This is a genomic window from Megamonas sp. (assembly GCF_986095205.1).
The window spans coordinates 51,865-71,586 of record NZ_CFQVBI010000018.1 but is presented as its reverse complement, the minus strand read 5'-3'; the positions used below and the strand labels follow the sequence as shown (position 1 = coordinate 71,586).

21 protein-coding genes are annotated in these 19,722 nt (G+C 31.6%); 16 read left to right on the top strand and 5 right to left on the bottom strand.

Annotated elements, in window-relative coordinates:
• Positions 1 to 152: 152 nt before the first annotated feature.
• The 16 genes from AC5LAX_RS03190 to AC5LAX_RS03115 all read left to right on the top strand — a co-directional run bounded on the left by AC5LAX_RS03190 (position 153) and on the right by AC5LAX_RS03115 (position 13,061).
• Positions 153 to 857 (top strand): MBL fold metallo-hydrolase, encoded by a 705-nt coding sequence (locus tag AC5LAX_RS03190; RefSeq protein ID WP_288909347.1) that lies wholly within the window; start codon positions 153 to 155, stop codon positions 855 to 857.
• 26 nt (positions 858 to 883) lie between these two features.
• Positions 884 to 1,483, top strand: coding sequence for a peptidylprolyl isomerase (locus AC5LAX_RS03185; RefSeq protein ID WP_015563179.1), 600 nt, complete (start codon positions 884 to 886; stop codon positions 1,481 to 1,483).
• Positions 1,483 to 1,728: a GIY-YIG nuclease family protein gene (locus AC5LAX_RS03180; RefSeq protein ID WP_022228385.1), complete on the top strand. Its 246-nt coding sequence runs from the start codon at positions 1,483 to 1,485 to the stop codon at positions 1,726 to 1,728. Before AC5LAX_RS03185 ends, AC5LAX_RS03180 begins: the two co-directional genes overlap by 1 nt.
• 84 nt (positions 1,729 to 1,812) lie before the next feature.
• A complete protein-coding gene (locus tag AC5LAX_RS03175; protein ID WP_288909346.1) occupies positions 1,813 to 2,760 on the top strand; it encodes a nitronate monooxygenase in 948 nt (315 codons plus the stop codon).
• Between the two features lie 126 nt (positions 2,761 to 2,886).
• Positions 2,887 to 3,789, top strand: a complete 903-nt coding sequence (locus AC5LAX_RS03170) for a metal ABC transporter substrate-binding protein (protein WP_167624336.1) — start codon at positions 2,887 to 2,889, stop codon at positions 3,787 to 3,789.
• Positions 3,790 to 3,808: 19 nt separating this feature from the next.
• The gene (gene acpS, locus AC5LAX_RS03165) at positions 3,809 to 4,183 is read left to right on the top strand and encodes a holo-ACP synthase (protein WP_022228383.1); all 375 of its coding nucleotides are present in this window, start codon (positions 3,809 to 3,811) and stop codon (positions 4,181 to 4,183) included.
• A 7-nt stretch (positions 4,184 to 4,190) separates the two neighbouring features.
• Positions 4,191 to 5,747, top strand: a complete 1,557-nt coding sequence (locus AC5LAX_RS03160; RefSeq protein ID WP_288909345.1) for an NAD(P)H-hydrate dehydratase — start codon at positions 4,191 to 4,193, stop codon at positions 5,745 to 5,747.
• A 401-nt stretch (positions 5,748 to 6,148) separates the two neighbouring features.
• A complete protein-coding gene (locus AC5LAX_RS03155) occupies positions 6,149 to 6,523 on the top strand; it encodes a type II toxin-antitoxin system PemK/MazF family toxin (RefSeq protein WP_008537301.1) in 375 nt (124 codons plus the stop codon).
• 155 nt (positions 6,524 to 6,678) lie between these two features.
• The gene (locus AC5LAX_RS03150; protein WP_288909344.1) at positions 6,679 to 7,545 is read left to right on the top strand and encodes a ComEC/Rec2 family competence protein; all 867 of its coding nucleotides are present in this window, start codon (positions 6,679 to 6,681) and stop codon (positions 7,543 to 7,545) included.
• A gap of 26 nt (positions 7,546 to 7,571) precedes the next feature.
• On the top strand, positions 7,572 to 7,790 hold the full coding sequence (locus AC5LAX_RS03145; protein WP_008537303.1) for a DUF3006 domain-containing protein: 219 nt from the start codon (positions 7,572 to 7,574) through the stop codon (positions 7,788 to 7,790).
• Positions 7,791 to 7,808: 18 nt separating this feature from the next.
• On the top strand, positions 7,809 to 8,840 hold the full coding sequence (locus AC5LAX_RS03140; RefSeq protein WP_288909343.1) for an N-acetylmuramoyl-L-alanine amidase family protein: 1,032 nt from the start codon (positions 7,809 to 7,811) through the stop codon (positions 8,838 to 8,840).
• Between the two features lie 28 nt (positions 8,841 to 8,868).
• Complete coding sequence (locus tag AC5LAX_RS03135; protein ID WP_075555321.1) at positions 8,869 to 9,477, top strand: GerMN domain-containing protein; 609 nt, start codon at positions 8,869 to 8,871, stop codon at positions 9,475 to 9,477.
• Positions 9,478 to 9,506: 29 nt separating this feature from the next.
• Positions 9,507 to 10,391 carry an aldose 1-epimerase family protein gene (locus tag AC5LAX_RS03130; protein WP_288909342.1) on the top strand — a complete coding sequence of 295 codons (885 nt, stop codon included), beginning with the start codon at positions 9,507 to 9,509 and terminating at the stop codon, positions 10,389 to 10,391.
• Between the two features lie 44 nt (positions 10,392 to 10,435).
• The gene (locus AC5LAX_RS03125; RefSeq protein WP_115151920.1) at positions 10,436 to 10,981 is read left to right on the top strand and encodes a beta-class carbonic anhydrase; all 546 of its coding nucleotides are present in this window, start codon (positions 10,436 to 10,438) and stop codon (positions 10,979 to 10,981) included.
• Positions 10,982 to 11,115: 134 nt separating this feature from the next.
• Entirely contained in the window at positions 11,116 to 11,763 is a 648-nt protein-coding gene (locus tag AC5LAX_RS03120; RefSeq protein WP_018998668.1) for a hypothetical protein, read from the top strand.
• 29 nt (positions 11,764 to 11,792) lie between these two features.
• Positions 11,793 to 13,061 carry a hypothetical protein gene (locus AC5LAX_RS03115; RefSeq protein WP_115151919.1) on the top strand — a complete coding sequence of 423 codons (1,269 nt, stop codon included), beginning with the start codon at positions 11,793 to 11,795 and terminating at the stop codon, positions 13,059 to 13,061.
• 53 nt (positions 13,062 to 13,114) lie between these two features.
• Here the strand turns inward: AC5LAX_RS03115 and AC5LAX_RS03110 are convergent, their stop codons facing one another.
• From AC5LAX_RS03110 to AC5LAX_RS03090, 5 genes are all read right to left on the bottom strand, one after another.
• A complete protein-coding gene (locus AC5LAX_RS03110) occupies positions 13,115 to 14,530 on the bottom strand; it encodes an aminopeptidase (protein ID WP_117584674.1) in 1,416 nt (471 codons plus the stop codon).
• A gap of 130 nt (positions 14,531 to 14,660) precedes the next feature.
• Complete coding sequence (locus AC5LAX_RS03105; RefSeq protein WP_288909341.1) at positions 14,661 to 15,761, bottom strand: dipeptide epimerase; 1,101 nt, start codon at positions 15,759 to 15,761, stop codon at positions 14,661 to 14,663.
• 24 nt (positions 15,762 to 15,785) lie between these two features.
• Entirely contained in the window at positions 15,786 to 16,916 is a 1,131-nt protein-coding gene (locus AC5LAX_RS03100; RefSeq protein ID WP_115151915.1) for an amidohydrolase, read from the bottom strand.
• 47 nt (positions 16,917 to 16,963) lie between these two features.
• The gene (locus tag AC5LAX_RS03095) at positions 16,964 to 17,917 is read right to left on the bottom strand and encodes a S66 peptidase family protein (protein WP_288909340.1); all 954 of its coding nucleotides are present in this window, start codon (positions 17,915 to 17,917) and stop codon (positions 16,964 to 16,966) included.
• Between the two features lie 155 nt (positions 17,918 to 18,072).
• Positions 18,073 to 19,695 carry a peptide ABC transporter substrate-binding protein gene (locus AC5LAX_RS03090; RefSeq protein WP_288909339.1) on the bottom strand — a complete coding sequence of 541 codons (1,623 nt, stop codon included), beginning with the start codon at positions 19,693 to 19,695 and terminating at the stop codon, positions 18,073 to 18,075.
• Positions 19,696 to 19,722: the final 27 nt, after the last annotated feature.

Below are 19,722 nucleotides of genomic sequence, written 5' to 3'. Positions count from 1 at the left end.
TCATGTTTACAAGTTATCAATAGATATTATAACTAAAAATAGAAAATCATGCTAGAAAAATATTATTTTGTTGACAAAAATAAACAGGTCTTGACACTATTGCTAAAATTTGTGAAAATGAATGTATATTATGCCTTTTTGAGGTGAGTCTGATGTATGACAAAGTAAAAGTAACTTATTTATTAAATAGCGGTTTCATTTTAGAAATAGGCGATTGCGCAATAATTTTTGATTATTATCAAGATGAAAAAAATATAGTGGACAAAATTATTCAAGAAAAAAAAGAAGTTTATTTTTTTGTATCTCATGTTCATTATGACCATTTTAATCCTAAAATAAGTGAGTTTAAAGATAAGGTAACGAAATATTTTATCAGCTATGATGTAGTAACTGATGTATTGCCTAAAGAGAAGACTATTATTTTAGATGAATATATGACTTATGATGATAAAAATATACATGTACGCTCATTTAGTTCTACTGATGAAGGTATTTCTTTTTTTGTAGAAAAAAATGATTGGAAGATTTTCCATGCAGGTGATTTTAATTGGTGGCATTGGAAAGGTGATACAAAAGAAAATAATGCATTTGCTAAAAATGGATTTGTAAAGCAAATTATGCGTTTATCTGGTTTAAAAATGGATATAGCATTTTTCCCTGTAGATAGTAGATTAGAAGAATTTTTAGATTTAGGTGTAACTGAGTTTTGTAAAGTTACAGAAGTTAAAAATTTAATTACTATGCACAATGTAGGTGAAAAAGATTGGATAATACCAGAAGATTTTCCTAATAAAGAGAAAATGAACTCTATTTGGTGCCCTAAAGCTCCTGGAGAGAGTCATTTTATCACTAAATAAAATAAGTATGATGGAGAATAGACGAGATGAAAAAATTTATATTTTTATGTTTATTAGCATCTGTATTTACTTTATCTTTATTTACAAGTAATGGTATTGCAGAGCAACAAATAAATTCTAATGAACAAATAGGAAAGGAAGTTCAATCAATGAGTAAAAATCGTATTGCAGTATTTGAAACAAATATGGGTACTTTTGAAATTGAATTATTCGAAGATAAAGCACCAATCACAACAGGTAATTTTATCGATTTAGCAGAACATAATTTTTATGATGGTTTAATTTTCCATCGTGTAATTGATGGTTTCATGATTCAAGGTGGAGACCCTAATGGCAATGGTACAGGTGGCCCTGGTTACACAATTAAAGATGAATTCCACAAAGATTTAAGACATGACGGCCCTGGCGTATTATCCATGGCAAATGCTGGCCCTAATACAGGTGGCTCACAGTTCTTCATCACTTTAGATAAAACTCCATGGCTTGATGGTCATCATGCTGTTTTTGGTAAAGTAATAAAAGGCATGGACGTAGTGGAAGCTATTGGTCATGTACAGACTGATTTTATGGATAAACCTATCGAAGATGTAGTTATTAATAAAATAGAAATCAAAGATGCTGAATAATGAATTGTTATACGTATATGGTACAATGCAGTGATGGTACTTTATATACAGGTTGGACAAATGATTTAAAAAAGCGTCTAGAAAAACACAATGCCGGCAAAGGTGCTCGCTATACACGTGGGCGTTTGCCGGTTAAATTAGTTTATTATGAAGTTTTTGCCACAAAAAGTGAAGCTATGAAGCGTGAAGCTCAAATAAAAAAATTATCACGCAAGCAAAAATTATTATTTATAATTAATCCCTAATGATTTAGTATGGATTTTATGATATACTAAAATAAGATTTGAATTAAAATTGAGCAAAAAGATTTTTCATTTAGGAGGATTATAATGGCAAAGTCTATTACTGAAGTTTTAGGTATAAAATATCCAATTATTCAAGGCGGTATGGCTTGGATTTCTGATGCAAAACTTGCAGCAGCTGTTTCTAATGCTGGTGGTGCAGGTATTATTTCTTGTGGTGGTAGAACTACAGAATATGTTCGCGAAGAAATCCGCAAAGCAAAACAATTAACAGATAAACCATTTGGTGTAAATGTAATGCTCATGGCACCAAATAAAGATGAAATCGTAGATGTTATCTGCGAAGAAAAACCTGCTTTTGTTACTTTAGGTGCAGGAAATCCAGTTCCATATTTTGCAAAATTAAAAGAAGCAGGTATAAAAGTAATTCCTGTAATTCCAAATGTAAAACTTGCAAAACGTGTAGCAGCTGCTGGTGCTGATGCTATGGTAGCAGAAGGTATGGAAGCTGGCGGTCATATTGGCGTATTGACTACAATGGCTCTTATGACACAAGTAATTCCAGAGATAAAAGATATTCCAGTTGTTATGGCTGGTGGCTTCGGCGATGGTCGTGGCTTAGCAGCAGCTATGCTCATGGGTGCTGGCGGTGTACAGATGGGTACTCGTTTCTTAGTAGCAGAAGAATGTTCTGTTCATGAAAATATGAAACAAAAATTAATTGAAGCTGTAGATACAGATACTATTGTTACAGGTTTTACTCTTGGTGGTGCTGTACGTGGTATAAAAAATAAATTCTCTACAGAATTTGTACAAAAAGAAAATGAAGGTAAAACTTCTAAAGAAGAACTTATTCGCATGGCAACAGGTACAAATAAATTAGCAGCTGTTGAAGGTGATGTAGTAAATGGTATGATGCAGGCTGGTCAATCTTTGACTGTTTTACAAAAAGTAGAACCTGTAGCTACAATTATTGAAGATATCATGAAACAAGCTCGCGAAACATTATCTGCTGCAGCAACTATTAAACTTTGATATAAATTAATTTAGTGGCGAGTATATCAAGGATTTTATCCTTGGTAGTATCGCCACATTTTATATAATTTTGTATATATATTGGTGATGATTGAGGAAAAATAAAATCTTAAAGGAGTTTTTATTTTGAAAAAATTATTATTAGTGGTTTTGAGTTTGATGACAATGATGGTGTTTACAGCTTGTGGTAGTGAAAAGACAACTACAAGTCAAGAGGATAAAGCAAATTCAGAGGATAAAATAAAAATTGTTACATCTTTTTATCCAATTTATATAGAAACTTTGAATGTTACAAAAGGAATTGATGGGGTAGTTGTAGAAAATATGACTAAACCACAAACAGGTTGTTTACATGATTATCAAATGACACCAGCTGATATGAAAAAGTTAGAAAATGCAGATGTGTTCATAGCTAATGGAGCTGGTATGGAATCTTTTTTACAAGATGTAATTGATAATCAGAAAAATTTAAAAGTTGTTGAAGCTGCTAAAGGCATCGAATTATTAGCAGATGAACATGGAGAAAATCCACATGTTTGGGTTAGTGTATCTAATTGCATGACACAAGTACAGACAATTGCTGATGAATTGAGTAAATTGGATCCTGAACATGCAGATGCTTATCAAAAAAATGCTAAAGAATATATTGCTAAATTGGAAGATTTAAAGCAAGATATGCATAATCAGATTGATAATTTACCACATAAAGATATTGTTACATTCCATGAAGCATTTCCTTATTTTGCTAAAGAATTTAATTTAAATATTGTTGGTGTAATTGAACGTGAACCAGGAACAGCGCCAACACCTAGTGAATTAGATGAAATTATTGCACAAGTAAATGATTTACAGGCAAAGGCTTTATTTGCAGAACCACAATATTCATCAACAGCAGCCAAAACGATTGCCAATGAAACAGGAGCTAAAGTTTATACCTTAGATCCTGTAGTAACAGGAGAAAATGATCTTGATGCTTATATCAAGGCTATGAAACAAAATGCACTTACATTACAAGAGGCATTAAAATAAAATAAAGGGTGAAGTATGAATGATAAAGGGTACAGGTGTTGATATCATAGAAATATCAAGAATAGAAAAATCCTTAACCAATGAAAAATTTATCGAGCGCATTTTTACAAAAAAAGAACAGGAATATTGTAATTCTAGAAAACAAATGGCAGTTTCTTCTTATGCAGCTAGATTTGCAGCTAAAGAAGCTGTAGTAAAAGCGTTGGGTACAGGTATATCTGGTGGAGGATTATGGACTGATATTGAGATATTACCAGATGATGATGGAGCACCACATGTAAAACTTTATGGATATTTTGCATATATAGCTACAAAAAGAAAGATATATAATATTTTTATCTCCTTGAGTCATTGCAAAGAATATGCGGTAGCTCAAGCTATTTTGGAGGGATAATGATAATATGAAAATTGCATCTGCTGAACAAATGAGACAAATTGATAATGAAGCTATTAATCAGTTTGGTATACCAGAAATAGCTTTAATGGAAAATGCAGGGCATGAAATAGCAAAAGAAGCTATGAATTTATGCAAAGATATAGCTGTAGCTAGACAGAGCTATTGCATTTTAGCTGGTTGTGGTAATAATGGCGGAGATGGCTTTGTAGCAGCTAGACATTTAATGAATAATGGTGCAAAAGTTAAGATTTTTATTTTAGGAAATACAGAACATTTTACACCATCTGCTAAAATTAATTACAATGTTTTAGTGAATATGAAAGCTGAAATATACCATATTGTTTCTGAACGTGATTGGAATCGTTTGCAAATATCAATAACTTTTTCTGATTGTATTATTGATGCTTTGCTAGGTACAGGTATTCATGGACAATTACGAGAAAACATTAAAAAATGTATCCAAATAGTAAATACTTCGAATAGACCTGTTTTATCAATAGATATGCCAAGTGGTGTTAATGCTAATACAGGAGTAGTGGAAAGTGATGCTATTTTTGCCACTACTACAATTACTTTTGGTTTACCAAAAATTGGTTTGATTATGTATCCTGGTTGCAAACATACGGGTAATATAATCGTAAAAACCATTGGCATACCAAATGATTTATTGACTAAAGAAGATATAAAACAAGAAGCTATAGATGAAGCTTTTGTAAAAGCACATTTAGCTTCAAGAGCAGATGATGTATATAAAGGTTCTTGTGGAAAAGTTTTAACTTTGGCAGGTTCAACAGGTTATACAGGCGCTGCTTGTTTATCTAGCCAAGCTGTATTAAAAATAGGTGCTGGCATATCTACACTTATTTCTGCTGAAAGTTTATATGATATTTTATCCATGAAAAATACAGAAGTCATGGTAAAACCATTGCCAGAAATATTGCCTGGCGTGTTAGGCGATAGTGCTATGGAAAATATAAAAGATATAGCTAAAGATTTTGATGTAGTTTTAATGGGCCCTGGACTTGGTAGAAATGATGAAACATGTCAAATGGTAAGAAAATTAGCTATTGATTTAGATAAACCTTTAGTATTAGATGCTGATGCTATTTTTGCTTTTAGCCAAGCACCTGATGAATTAAAGAAAATAAAACAAATGCCAATACTCACACCTCATTTGGGAGAAATGGCAAACCTATTGCATATCACTATTTCAGATTTAAAAGATAATCTTTGGGAAATAGCTAGAAAAGCAGCAGAATATTTTAATGCAATATTTGTGTTGAAAAGTGAAAAAACACTTGTTGTTTATCCAGACGGAAATATATTTGTAACTACAGTTGGCAATGCAGGTATGGCAACAGCTGGTAGTGGTGATGTTTTAGCTGGTACAATAGCAGGTATTGTAGCTGAAAAATTAGCTGGAAAAATGTCAGCTCCAGTAGGCGTTTATTTACATGGACTTGCTGGTGATTTAGCTGGAGAAAATGGACAAGCTGGTTTAATAGCAGGAGATATTTTATTAAATCTGTCTAAAGCTCGTAAACAAATAGACAATAAATAAGGTATTAATTGAGATAATATTTGTAATAAAGGGCAATAGTTCACTATTTTGGACATATAGTAAAATTTATTGCCCTTATAACAAAAATTTAGCTTAATTTTGTAAAACTATTTTGCAAACAAATAGTAAAAAAGATGTATGCTTATTAAAAATATGTTATAATGAGCTTAGTTGATAGGAAAATATAGGATTTTTAAATAAGCAAGAAGCTTAAGTCAAGACAGTTTGTTATACTAGAAGTAATTTTTATAAAAATCAATGATATTAGCAATTTCTTAATATGTTGGAGGAGACATATTAAATATAAATGGCTACAAAGTCGCGTTAGTCATATTTTATTTAGAAAAGGAGTTGAAAGCCTGAGGCAAGAGCGCAATTTATTATTTAATAAATTTCTTGTAATGGTGTATCCGCTGAGAAGAAATGAGATTGTAAAGCGTGGCGATATATATTATGCTAATTTAAGCCCAGTAATTGGTTCAGAGCAAGGTGGACTACGACCAGTACTCATTGTACAAAATGATATTGGTAATAAATATAGTCCAACTATTATAGTAGCTGCAATTACTGCCAAATTAGGTAAGACACATATGCCTACACATGTTGATTTGCCTGCAAAATACTGCAATTTAGAACGAGATTCTATGGTATTGTTAGAACAATTGCGTACTATTGATAAATCTCGATTGAGTAAGAAAGTTACCACGCTGGATAAAAATTTTATGCAGGAAGTAAACAAGGCATTGATGATTAGTTTAGGGCTAGTTAAGTTCTAAAACAAATTGATTAAAAAAGTAAAACGAATTGTCTATACATAAAAAATTTTATATAATAGTTGATGTATGCGGAGTGCTCCTGATGATTTTAGGGAGCACTTTTGCTATATAACTTAATATCAAATTAAATTTTTAATTAGTGAAAGGTTGATAGGATGAAAAAGATTGTTGCCTTATTGATGATTTTGTGCAGTTTATTTTTATGGGGTTGTGGAAAAGATAATGCTACACAGTCAGCAAATAAAGACGAAGCTTTAAAAGTAGAGATGTTAGATATCGGTCAAGGTGATGCAACGCTTATACAGACAAAAGAACAAACTATCATGATTGATACAGGTGATATTGATGAGCGTGATAATTTAGTTAAATTATTAAAGGAAAGAAATATTACAACTATTGATAAATTAATCATAACTCACCCGCATGCAGACCATTTGGGTGGAGCTTATGCAGTATTTAAGAATTTTGAAGTCAAAGAGGTTTATGATAATGGAGATCCTACGACAACACAAACTTATAAGACTTATTTAAAAAATATAAAAGAGAAAAAAATAAAATATCAACAATTATCAGCAAATGATGAATTAGATTTTGGTAGTGGCGTAAAATTCAAAGTTTTTAGCCCTACAAAACAAATGTTAAAATCTGGAGATGATTTAAATAATAATTCTTTAGTTGGTCAATTAAAATACAATGATTTTACAATGATGTTCACAGGAGATGCTGAAAAAGAAGCTGAGGAAAATATGGTGAAAACATATGGTAGTGAGCTTGCTTCATTAGTATTAAAATCTCCTCATCATGGCAGTAGAACATCTTCAAGTGAAGCTTTTCTAAAACAAGTAGGTGCTAAAACTGTATTGATTTCTTTAGGTGCTGGTAATGAATATGGGCATCCGCATAAACAAACTATGGAGCGTTATAAAAAATTAGGCATGAAAGTATATGAAACAGATAAAGATGGTTCTATTACTATAACAAGTGATGGTAGTAAAGATTATAAAATTACTACAGAAAAATAAAATATAAATAAAATAGAGGCAAAGATATGATAAGTGCTGTTATTGATAGATTTGAAGAAGATAAAGTTGTATTATTAGTAGGGGAAGATGAACAAAAAGTTGTTTTCCCTAAGAATTTATTAGATGAAAATTTAAAGGAAGGAGATTATTTATCTATAGATATTAAATATGATGAAGTAGCTACAAAAAAAGCTGTAGCAGAAATAGAAGATTTATTAAAGTCCTTAAAAAATGATAATAAATAAATTAAAGAGGTAGTAAGAGTGTATAATTTATTAAAAAAGGTAATTTTATGTTCAGTTGTTTTATTGCTCATGGTTATACCAAATGTTTCTTTGGCTAAAAGTAATATAAGTGTAGAAAAAATTTCTCATAATCTTATGACTTCAGAGCAAGGAGATACGTATCTTCATATAGAAATAAATACTAATAGAGAAGTAAAAAACTTTTCTATTCAGGAAAATCCTAATAATAAATATCAATTGATTTTTAATATAGAAGATGCTCGAATAGATCATATATCTAGACAAGAAAAGTTAGATGGAAATATCGCTAAAAAAGTATTTTTACAAGAAAAAAAGGATACAGTTCAAGGAAAAATATATTTACAAGAAGAAGTAAATAATAATTATAAAATATATAGTTTAGGCAAAAAAGGTATAGCAATCGACATTTTTAATAGTGTAGTAAATACTCCTGTAGCTAGTGATGTAGCTTTGAGTAATGTAAAAAATAAAATAATTACTATTGATCCAGGTCATGGCGGTTCTGATTCTGGAGCTGTAGGACCTAATGGATATACAGAAAAAGAGGGAGCTTTTGCTATATCTCAAAAAGTAGCTTCTATTTTAAATCAATCAGGAGCTAAAGTGGTTATGACTAGAGATAGTGATGTTGATGTTTATGGTCCAAATGCTTCTGCAAGAAATGAATTACAAGCACGTGTTGATGTAGGAAATAGAGTAAATTCAGATATATTTGTTAGTATTCATTGCAATGCTTTTGTAAATCCTGCTGCAAATGGCACACAGACATTTTATTATGGTTCTAGCTATCAAGGACAAAGATTAGCACAAAATATTCAAGAAAAAATGATTGAAGCTAATGGCTTGCGTGATAGAGGCATTTCCACTTGTAATTTTTATGTAGTAAAACATTCTTATATGCCAGCTGTACTCATTGAAACAGCTTTTATCACTAATTATGATGAAGAAGCTTTATTAAGTGATGATGAATGGCAAACAACAATGGCAAAAGCTATAGCAGAAGGTATCAACGAATATTTTAGCAATTAATTAATATAATTTGAGAGGCGAAAAAATAATGAGAGTAAAAATAAAATCTATAAAAGGTTTATTAGCAGTTTTAGCAATATCTATTTTAACAATTACTTCTGGTTGTACAGAACAAGGTACAAATTTAGAAAAAAGTTCTTCTAGCTCTGTACAGGAAAATGTAAATAAAGAAGTAAGTTCTTCTAGCACTAGTGCAAGTGATATGGAACAGGCAAACGAAAAGAAAGTATCTGGTGTTACAATTTATTTCCCTGATGCTAATGGTGAAAAATTAATTCCAACACAAAGACAGATAAATTTAAATCGTGAAGATAAATACAAAGCTGTTGTACAAGCATTAATAGATGGACCTATTTCTGATAAAGAAGGTATCTATATCATGCCAAAAGATACACAAGTTTTATCAGTTAAAGTAAATAATAATATTGCCACTGTTGATTTTAATAAAGCATTTAAAACAAATTTCACAGGTGGTTCTACTGGGGAATTAATGTTGATTGGCTCTATTGTAAATTCTTTAACAGAATTCAAAGATATAAAAGCTGTTCGCTTTACTGTTGAAGGAAAAGTATTAGAAGCATTAGATAATCATTTAGATTTAACAGTACCTCAAGAACGCATGGGAGATTTGTTATAAAAAATAAAACATAAGAAGGTGTTTTTTTCATGTTAAAAACGTTAGAAAATGATATTTTACGCCTCACTGTAGATACTCATGGTGCTGAAATTCATAGCCTTGTAGCTAAAGATACAGGTATTGAATATATTTGGCAGGCTGACCCTAATTACTGGCAAAGACATGCGCCAATCTTATTTCCTATTGTTGGTAAATTAAAAAATGGTCAATATGAATATGATGGAACTGTTTATCGTATGCCAGGTCATGGTTTTGCTCGTGATAAAGAATTTGAGTTTAGCGGACAAACAGAAAATTCTTTGGAATACACATTGACTTATGATGAAGATACATTGAGAATGTATCCATTTAAGTTTAAATTGACAGTTACCTATACTATTAATTTTGCAGAAGTAAAAGTTTCATGGAAAGTAGAAAATCTTGATACAAAAGAAGATATGTATTTTTCCATTGGTGCTCACCCTGCATTTAATTGTCCAATCGGCGTTGAAGGCTCTTTTGATGAACATGAACTCGAGTTTGAACAGACAGAAGCTAATCCATTGACTTCTTATCATATAAATTCTGCAGGAGTATTTGATGGCGGAGTAGCTCCAGTAAAACTTGTTTATGGCAAAGTATTGCGTTTAAACCATGATTTATTTATTGAAGATGCTTTAGTATTAAAAAAATTATTTTCTGAAGAAGTGAAATTAACTAATACAGCAAATAATCATTTTGTAAAAGTTAATTTCAAAGGTTTTCCATATCTCGGTATTTGGACAAAACCAGTGAAAGCACCATTTTTATGCATTGAACCATGGTATGGTTTAGCTGATAGCACTCAAAAAACAGATTTTTCCAATAAAAAAGGTATATTGCATTTAGCACCAAGTAAGCAATTTGATGCTTCTTATACTATTACTATTGGATAATTTATAGATTAATAAATAAAAAAGGAGCTTGGATAAGAAGATATATGACGCTTTTAGATGAAGTTTTACAGGCAAATCAAGCTTATCTTGAACATACACAAGAAGTGAATACTTGGAGTAAATATCCACAAAAACATCTAGCTATTGTTAGTTGTATGGATACGCGCTTGGTTGAATTGTTAGAGCCAGCACTTGGTATTTGTCGCGGTGAAGTCAAAATGATAAAAACAGCAGGCAATACAATAACTAGTAAATTTGATGATGTAATTCGTAGTTTGTTAGTTTGCATTTATCAATTTGATATCAAGGAAATTATGGTTATTGGTCATTATGGTTGTGGTATGGCAACAGCTACTTCAGAAGAATTGATTGATACTATGATAAAACGTGGTATTGATGGAAAAGCTATTGATAAAATAAAAGATGAATTATCCCAATGGATTGATACATTTCATAATCCTAAGGATAATGTGGAAAAAAGCGTAGCAAGTATACATGAAAATCCATTAATTCCTAATGATATCCCCGTACATGGTTTAATCATTAATCCAGATACAGGAAAAGTTGATGTGGTAGTAAATGGTTATTAAGGATAGATAAATAAAACAGAGTATAGCTTATCGAAAGAAAAGTTATACTCTGTTTTTATTTTGTGATAGTCTTAAATATTTATGATATAATTAATAATAATTTGTGGATATTAATAGCTAATGGAGGTTTTTTTATGAATAATATAATCAAAATATGTATAATTTGTACGTTACTTAGTTTTTTGCCCTCGATATCTACAGCTCAAGTGTCTAGTGAATATATGGGAGATAAAAAACAAACATATAGTTTAGCTTATCCAGTAGTAGATATAGAGGATAAAAAAATTGAAGACAAAATAAATGAAGATATTGAAGCACAACTTGAAGATTTAAAAGAAAAGATAGAAAAACATGTATATAGCAAAGTTGATATGACTTATTATGAAAAATATGAAGATGATAATATTATTTCTTTGATGTTTTATGTGAATAAGAAAAAGAAATTCTCTAATAGTATGGAATTAGAAGGTTATACTATCACATATGATAAACATACTGGTGAACGTGTACCTATGAGTAGATATCTAAATATCAATTTAGAACAATTGCAAGATGCTTTGAATAACAGCCAAGCTTATGCAGTTGATGGTTTGGATAATGGTGTTAATTTATCAAAAAGAATACCATATGTAAGTCATAATTATTTTATTTGTCATGATGGTTCAATAGGTTTATTGTATCAAGCTGGCGATTTGATGGAAGTGGAAGCTGGTGCTTGCAAGATTGTAGTATCACCAGAAACTATTGCCAAAGTAAATGAACTAAATAAAGCTAATGAATAAAAATAAAATATAAAGTGGGTGATAGTGTCATGGAAGATTATGGATTATTAGCCATTTTAGTTTTTTTAATATTTTTGTTGACAGTAGGTTTAATAATAACAAAAAAAGTAGAATTTGTACGTGCTTTGCCAGCTTTTGGTATAGTTACAGCGATATTAGCTGGCACTCCCATAACAGGCAGTGAATATAGCATTGCTGATTATGTTATTGTAAAAGGAGCTACGACTTTAGCTGAGCCGATGTTTATTTATATTTTAAGTGTGATGCTAGCAATATTTATTGTAGAATTTAAATTAGATGAGAGTATAAATCATTTATGTTTAAAGTATTTGCAAAATAATTTAAAAGGTATCTTATGGGTAGTAGCTATTTTGACAATAATCGTTTCTAGTATAATAACAAATTTTAGTTCGATAATTTTGATTGCGATTATATTTATGCCTATTTTGTTAAAAATAGGATTTAATAAGCAAGGTTCAGTCGTGTTGTTGTTATTATCTAGTGCGATAGGTAGTTGTTTAAATCCTGGATATCATATTTTGTACGCTAATTTATTGTCATGGAATATTGATAAAGTAAAAGATTTTTATTATATCATGGCAGTTGTTGGTGTTATAGCTTTAGTTTTTTATATTTTCTTGAACAGTAAATATGTTAAAGATATTGAAAGCATAGATTATGAGCAGAAAAATATAAAAGTAAATTGGCAGGGACTATGTACTATTTTCATACCGTTTATAGCTGTTTTTGGTTTTAAATTAAATATTGAAACAGGTTTAATTTTAGCTTTATCTTATGGCTTTTTAGCTATGGGCTCCAAACAGCCATTTATGGATATGTTGGAATTATTGAAAGTTAGTATTTATAAATCTACGAGAGTTATTATTTTATTATCAAGTGTGGGAATTTTTATGCATGCTGTGAAGACTCCAGAAGTTGTAGATTTAATGGCACCGTTATTATTGCATTTAATGCCAAAATCGCCAACGCAATGTCTATTATTTTTCACGATATTATCACCACTTGTTTTATACAAAGGGCCTTTCAACTTGCAAGGTATGGGGGCAGGTCTAAGTGCTGTGATAATATCTTCAACATCTATGAACCCTATGGTATTAGGTATGGCATTATTATCGTTGAACAATTTGAGAAAAATGATGGACCCTTTAGATGTGCAAAATATAGCTTTGATGCAATATGTAGATGTGGATACTAATTTAGTTATCAAGAAAATTTTGCCTTATGCTTTGAGTATAAATTATATTATGTTGTTTTATGCCTTAGTAGCTGTTGTATAAAAATAATAAAAAATGCCTTCTTAAAGTTTTTAGCTTTAGAAGGCATTTTTATTTTAAGCGTCTTTTAAGAAAGCGCTATATCCTTTTTTAGTTTCATAAACATCGATTTTGCTAGTGATTTCCCATGGGGAGTGCATATTCAATACAGCAACACCGCTATCTATTACTTGCATACCATAAAGAGCCATGATATAAGCGATTGTTCCGCCACCGCCTAAGTCTACACGACCAAGTTCAGAAAATTGAATAGCTACATTATTTTTTTCCATGATGGCACGGATATTGCCGAGATATTCAGCATTAGCATCATTAGAGCCAGATTTTCCACGAGCTCCTGTGAATTTATTAAATGCCATGCCATGACCAAGGTAAGCGATATTTTTCATATCAAAAGAACCTTTATACAAAGCATCATATGCAGAAGTTACATCAGAAGATAACATTTTGCAATTAGCAAGACAACGTCTTAATGTTAAATCGCTATATTGACCGAGTAAATTCAAAACTTCAGCTACAGCGTTTTCAAAGAAGCGAGATTGCATACCAGTAGCACCTACAGAACCGATTTCTTCTTTATCTACGAGAAGACAACAAGCTGTGCGAGTCATATTTTTAGTTTCAAGCATAGCTACTAAAGAAGTATAAGCGCAAACTCTATCATCTTGACCATAAGAGATGATCATACTACGGTCAAAACCAGCTTCTCTAGCGCGACCAGCAGGAACTACTTCAAGTTCAGCAGAGAGGAAATCTTCTTCTTCGATACCGTATTTTTTGCCAACGATTTTTAAAACATTTGCTTTTACAGCATCTTTTTCAGCGCCATCAAGAGGAATAGAGCCAACTAAGATATCGAGGTTTTCACCTTCAATGACTTTAGCAGCATTTTTTTGCATTTGTTCTTGTGCTAAATGAATTAATAAATCTGTTACGCAAAATACAGGGTCATTATCATCTTCACCGATATTGATATCAACAATAGTTCCATCTTTTTTGGCTACAACGCCATGGATAGCAAGTGGAACAGTAACCCATTGATATTTTTTGATACCACCATAATAATGTGTATCCATATAAGCAAGTCCACCATCTTCATAAAGTGGATTTTGTTTGATATCAAGGCGAGGACTATCGATATGAGCACCTAGAATATTCATACCATTTTCCATAGGTTCAGAACCGATATTGAATAATACAACAGATTTATTCATACATACGGAATAAACTTTATCACCAGCTTGAAGTGTTTCTTTATTAGTGATGATATCTTTTAAATCTCTATAACCAGCTCTTTGAGCTTGGAAAATGATTTCTTTTACACATTCACGTTCTGTTTTGCATTTACTTAAAAAATGACGATAGTTTAAGCAAAGTTTTTCTAATGCTTTTTTTTCAGAAGCGGAATAATTATTCCAAATATCTTTTTTAGCATTTTTTAATGCTTTTTTATCTTTTTTTTCTTTAGCCATATATAAACACCTCTTAAATGATAATTATTATATGCATAATAATTTTATTATAGCAAAGATTAAATTAAAATTTAATTATTAATTGAGATTTTTTATGAAGATACAAAAAAAGGCTAGAATTTTCTAGCCTTTATTTTATTTCAGTGATAAATTCCCAATCTTTGATATCTGTTATGCCAAGACCATTGTTTTCATTTAAAATGATATGATTTTGTTTATAGGATATACCACCAACTATAGGGTCTGTGGCAAGTAAATCAGCTGCATCTAAATCTGCTTTAGTGATGATGGATTTACCACCAGCTAGACTAGCAGATGCTGTAATGCCTACTTTGGACTCAAGCATACAGCCCATCATACATTCAACGCCACAAATTTTTGCCATGTCAGCGATTTTTAAAGCATTGTGGATACCGCCAGCTTTCATGAGTTTGATATTGATTAAATCGCAAGCTCTTTTAGCGAGAAGTTCAAATACTTCATATGTGCCAAAAGCTGATTCATCAGCCATGATAGGAGTGTCTACATTATCTGTTACAAATTTTAGACCTACAGTATCATGAGCGATTACAGGTTGTTCAATGAGTTCAATATTTAAATTTTTATCTTCAAATTGGCGAATTAGGCGAACAGCTTCTTTAGGTTTCCAACCTTGATTAGCATCTAGGCGAATGTTTATTTCATTGCCTACAGCATTTCTAATAGCAACAATGCGTTTAAAATCTAAAGCTGAGTCGTTGCCAACTTTGATTTTTAAGTCAGTATAACCATTATTTACGGCTTCAAGCGCATCTTGAGCCATGATTTCAGGTTCGCGTAAGCTAATTGTTAAATCAGATTTTATATCTGTACGATAGCCACCTAATAATTTATATAATGGCAAATTGCACATTTGAGCGAATAAATCATAAATGGCAATATCTATAGCAGCTTTAGCAGAAGAATTATGAAGCATTGCTTTATCAATTTGATTGCAGATAGTTTCTAATTCGCAAATATCTAAGCCAATTAATTTAGGTGCAATGATATCATGAATGGCAGAGACTACAGACGCTTGACTATCTCCTGTGATGACAGCAGTTGGCGGAGCATTGCCAAAACCTATATTGCCTGTATCAGTGATTATTTTTATGATGATATCTTCGGCAAAGTCAACACGGCGCAGGGCTGTTATAAAAGGTTTTTTTAAGGGAATTTTGACTTTACCGATTTGAATTTTTATGATTTTCATAATGAATAAGACCTCAAAATATGATTATTTTTCAAATAGCACATCAATAGCAGTCATTGCCATAGCTTTAGCACCGATTAATGCTTGTTTTTTCGCATATTCAGAACCACTGGCATTAGCAAATTCTAAAGTGTGAACAAATAAATTATTGCCAATGCAAATAGTAGGTTGACAAGTTCTAGTAACATGACTGACATTGCCTACATCAGTAGAGCCATCAGCAAAATCATTAGGAAGTAGAGTATATTTTTCGCCAAGTAGAGAGAAATTTTCTTGATAATATTGATTTAATAGTTTATCACTGCGCAAGTTTTTATAAAGTGGCTCATAGTGATACATTTTTAACTGTGTTTGATGTTTTAGCGCTATTTTTTGTGCTAATTTTTTTATTTGTGGAAGCATGACTTCTTCTAAATAATCTGTATCAAGACTGCGAATAGTAGCTCTTAGTGTAGCTTTAGCTGGAATGATATTAGGAGCTATGCCACCATCTGTGATAATTGTGCCAATGATATTAGGTTTAGTAAAGCTTTGCTTAAGCTTTTTAAATTCTTGATAAAAATCTACAAGTGCATCTAAAGCATTGATACCGTGATATACAGGGTCAGCTACATGAGCTTCTTTGCCTAGAAATGTTATTTCTAAAGGGTGAGTAGCAAATGATGTGCCACCGATAGTTGTTTTATCATCAGGGTGAATGATTAAACATGCTTGTAAATCATTAAAATAACCATTATCGGCAATGTTTAATTTAGCACCAATAGTTTCTTCAGCAGGACAGCCGAAGATTACTGTTTGAGCAATTTTATCTGTTACAGCATTGAAAGCTAATCCAGCCCCTAGACTCATCAAAGAAATGAGATTATGACCACAGCCATGGCCAATATCAGGAAGGGCATCATATTCAGCTAAAAAGCCGATTTTTTTATCTCCATTTCCTTTAGTAGCAATAAAAGCAGTAGAAAATGTGTCTTTGAGAATAGGCGTGAATATAAATTGAAATTCTTCTAAAAGTTTTTTGAGATAATTTACCGCTTTTATTTCTTGCATACTGATTTCAGGATGTTGATGAAGATAATCAGCAAGTTTGGATAAGACGGGTTCGAGTTTATCAATTTCTTGACAGACTAATTGTTTTAAATCTTGTTTGTACATAAATAAAATCTTTCTAAAAATAAAATTAATTGATGAAATTAATAGAATTAACGTAATTTGCAGTGCGATTCACTGATAAAGAAATTAATATTATCCTCAGTAATATTAATAGTAGCATTTACACCTAATGGCAAAAATGCATTTGTGCGTTCATGCCCTGCTGGGAAATTATAAACAGTAGGAACTTTGGTTAAATTAGCATACTGCTCTAAAACTTCTTTAACAGTAAATTCATAAGGTTCTTGTTTATTTGGTTGGCAGTGAGAAAAATTGCCGAAGATTAAACCTTTGATGTCTTTTAGTAAACCGTTTTGCCAAAGTTGACGAAGCATGCGGTCGATAGCATAAGCATCTTCACCGATATCTTCTAAGAATAAAATACTATTTTCCCCTTTTAATTCATAAGGAGTACCGCAAAGAGAAGTGATAACGCTTAGATTGCCACCGATTAACTTACCAAATGCTCTACCTGGATAAAATGATTCTAAATCATGTTTTTTAGGTAGTGGAAAAGCACCGAGTGGAACAGACATGCGAAGACCACGACAAAAAGAAGAAATCGTATATTGTGTAGGTTTTCGTGATAAAGTTTTGAGCATAGGTCCATGAATAGTAACAAGTCGGCTATTTTGTCCAATAGCAGTATGAAGAGCTGTAACATCGCTAAAACCTATTAATAATTTTGGGTGTTTGCGGATTAAATCGTAATCTAATAAATCAAGAATACGTGTACAACCATAGCCACCACCAAAACATAAGATAGCATCAACTTCATCATCAGCAAAAAATTTATTGAGTTCACTTGCTCGCAATTTATCAGAACCTGCGAGATAACCTTCATTTGTTTTTAAAGTTTTGGAGATTTTTGTTTTATAACCCCATTGATGTAAAAGTTCAATGCCAGGAGTATAATCAAAATCTGCACAAGCAGTAGCTGGCGCTATGATGCCAATACAACTACCAATGCCAAGAATTTTGCCTTTGTGGCGAGTCTTCATCATAAAGGAAGCCTCCTTTATTCATAAATATTATTAATAAATCTAATTATTAGAATAGCATTTGAATAAGTATGAGTCAATTAAATGTTTTGACTTTATTGAAAATATAAAAGAAAAAACCATTATATTTAAATATATAATGGTTTTACTTATAAGATTTATTTTTCGGAAGCTTTTTCATGGGAATTTTCGATATATGCTTCTTTAAAATCGATAGTGCCTAATATTGACCAGCGATAATTTTTTACATAAGGTTGAGCTATATAAGGTTGAGTAGTGTAATAAATCGGTAATACAACAGCATCGTCCATCAAGATTTTTTCAGCTTCATGCATTGCTTGCATGCGAATTTCTTGATTATTTGTATTTTGAGCTTTACGAACTAAATCATTATAAAGTGGATTGTGATATTGACCATCGTTATTTTCATCAAGATATACGTCCATAAAAGTCATAGGGTCGGCATAATCTCCAATCCATGAAGCACGAGCTACTTGGAAATTTCCTGTATTTCTAGCGTCTAAATACACTTTTGATTCTTGATTTAAAAGTTCTACATTGACGTTTAAATTTTCTTTCCACATAGCTTGGATTACTTCAGCTACAGCTTTATGCATTTCATTTGTATTATATAAAATAGTTATAGGAGGCAGACCTTCGCCATTTGGATATCCGGCTTCACTGAGTAATTCTCTTGCTTTTTGTGGATTGTATTCTACGAGATTGCCACCTTCACGGCGAAAATCTTGTTTAGTTATAGGATTAGTAAGCCCTGGCGGAACCCAAGCATAAGCTGGTTCTTTGCCACCTTTAATTACATTGTTGACAAGTTTTTCTCTATCTACAGCCATAGAAAAAGCTTTACGCACTAGAGGATTATCAAATGGAGCTTTTTGTGTATTGAAACTATAATAATAAGAACCTAAATAAGGACTCATTTTGAATAAGCCTTCTTTAGTCAAGCGTTCTTGTTCAGAGATTGGCGGTTCTACAGTGATATTAGCTTGACCACTTTCTACCATAGAAACACGAGTGGATTGAGATTCACTGATAGGCCATTGCATATTTTCAAGTTTAACTTTATCTTTATCCCAATATTTATCATTTTTGACAAATTGTAATTGATTAGAATGTATCCAATGAGTTAAAATGAAAGGGCCATTAGAAACAATTTTATCATTAGCTGCCCAGATTTCAGGGTCTTTTTCAACAATATGACGTGGTACGGGATAATAAGCATGAAAGGCAGTTAAATTTAAAAAATATGTGATAGGTGCTTTTAATTTTACATATAAAGTTTTATCATCTAAAGCTTTTACACCTACTTGGTCAGCCGATACTTCTTGTTTGAAAAAGGCTTCACCATTATTTAATGGATACATCATATAAGCATTTTCAGAAGCTGTTTGAGGGTCAAGTACACGTTTCCATGCATATTCAAAATCATGAGCAGTAAGAGGTGTACCATCATTCCAGAGAAGATTATCACGCAAATGGAATGTGTATTCTGTGCCATCTGGGGAAATATCCCAACTTTTAGCTGCTGCTGGTTGAGGTTGTTCATGTTCATCTAAACGAGTCAAACCTTCAAATAAAGCGAGCTCTACATTTGATTCAGCGAGAGCTGTACTTTTAGCAGGGTCTAAAGTAGACGGTTCGCTTTCTAAAGCATAGCGAACAGTATCATCAGTCATAGCTTCATCACTACAACCACTGATGAGGAAACTATATACTATGAATATAGAAATTAAAATTAATTTAGGTGAAATAATTTTAAACATATAATCAGTCCTTTAATAATTAAATAA

Excerpts from the sequence above, each read along its gene's own strand:
- AC5LAX_RS03190 (WP_288909347.1), top strand. The coding sequence starts at position 153 with ATGTATGACAAAGTAAAAGTAACTTATTTATTAAATAGCGGTTTCATT.
- AC5LAX_RS03185 (WP_015563179.1), top strand. The coding sequence starts at position 884 with ATGAAAAAATTTATATTTTTATGTTTATTAGCATCTGTATTTACTTTA.
- AC5LAX_RS03180 (WP_022228385.1), top strand. The coding sequence starts at position 1,483 with ATGAATTGTTATACGTATATGGTACAATGCAGTGATGGTACTTTATAT.
- AC5LAX_RS03175 (WP_288909346.1), top strand. The coding sequence starts at position 1,813 with ATGGCAAAGTCTATTACTGAAGTTTTAGGTATAAAATATCCAATTATT.
- acpS (WP_022228383.1), top strand. The coding sequence starts at position 3,809 with ATGATAAAGGGTACAGGTGTTGATATCATAGAAATATCAAGAATAGAA.
- AC5LAX_RS03160 (WP_288909345.1), top strand. The coding sequence starts at position 4,191 with ATGAAAATTGCATCTGCTGAACAAATGAGACAAATTGATAATGAAGCT.
- AC5LAX_RS03155 (WP_008537301.1), top strand. The coding sequence starts at position 6,149 with ATGGTGTATCCGCTGAGAAGAAATGAGATTGTAAAGCGTGGCGATATA.
- AC5LAX_RS03150 (WP_288909344.1), top strand. The coding sequence starts at position 6,679 with ATGAAAAAGATTGTTGCCTTATTGATGATTTTGTGCAGTTTATTTTTA.
- AC5LAX_RS03145 (WP_008537303.1), top strand. The coding sequence starts at position 7,572 with ATGATAAGTGCTGTTATTGATAGATTTGAAGAAGATAAAGTTGTATTA.
- AC5LAX_RS03135 (WP_075555321.1), top strand. The coding sequence starts at position 8,869 with ATGAGAGTAAAAATAAAATCTATAAAAGGTTTATTAGCAGTTTTAGCA.
- AC5LAX_RS03130 (WP_288909342.1), top strand. The coding sequence starts at position 9,507 with ATGTTAAAAACGTTAGAAAATGATATTTTACGCCTCACTGTAGATACT.
- AC5LAX_RS03125 (WP_115151920.1), top strand. The coding sequence starts at position 10,436 with ATGACGCTTTTAGATGAAGTTTTACAGGCAAATCAAGCTTATCTTGAA.
- AC5LAX_RS03120 (WP_018998668.1), top strand. The coding sequence starts at position 11,116 with ATGAATAATATAATCAAAATATGTATAATTTGTACGTTACTTAGTTTT.
- AC5LAX_RS03115 (WP_115151919.1), top strand. The coding sequence starts at position 11,793 with ATGGAAGATTATGGATTATTAGCCATTTTAGTTTTTTTAATATTTTTG.
- AC5LAX_RS03110 (WP_117584674.1), bottom strand. The coding sequence starts at position 14,530 with ATGGCTAAAGAAAAAAAAGATAAAAAAGCATTAAAAAATGCTAAAAAA.
- AC5LAX_RS03105 (WP_288909341.1), bottom strand. The coding sequence starts at position 15,761 with ATGAAAATCATAAAAATTCAAATCGGTAAAGTCAAAATTCCCTTAAAA.
- AC5LAX_RS03100 (WP_115151915.1), bottom strand. The coding sequence starts at position 16,916 with ATGTACAAACAAGATTTAAAACAATTAGTCTGTCAAGAAATTGATAAA.
- AC5LAX_RS03095 (WP_288909340.1), bottom strand. The coding sequence starts at position 17,917 with ATGATGAAGACTCGCCACAAAGGCAAAATTCTTGGCATTGGTAGTTGT.
- AC5LAX_RS03090 (WP_288909339.1), bottom strand. The coding sequence starts at position 19,695 with ATGTTTAAAATTATTTCACCTAAATTAATTTTAATTTCTATATTCATA.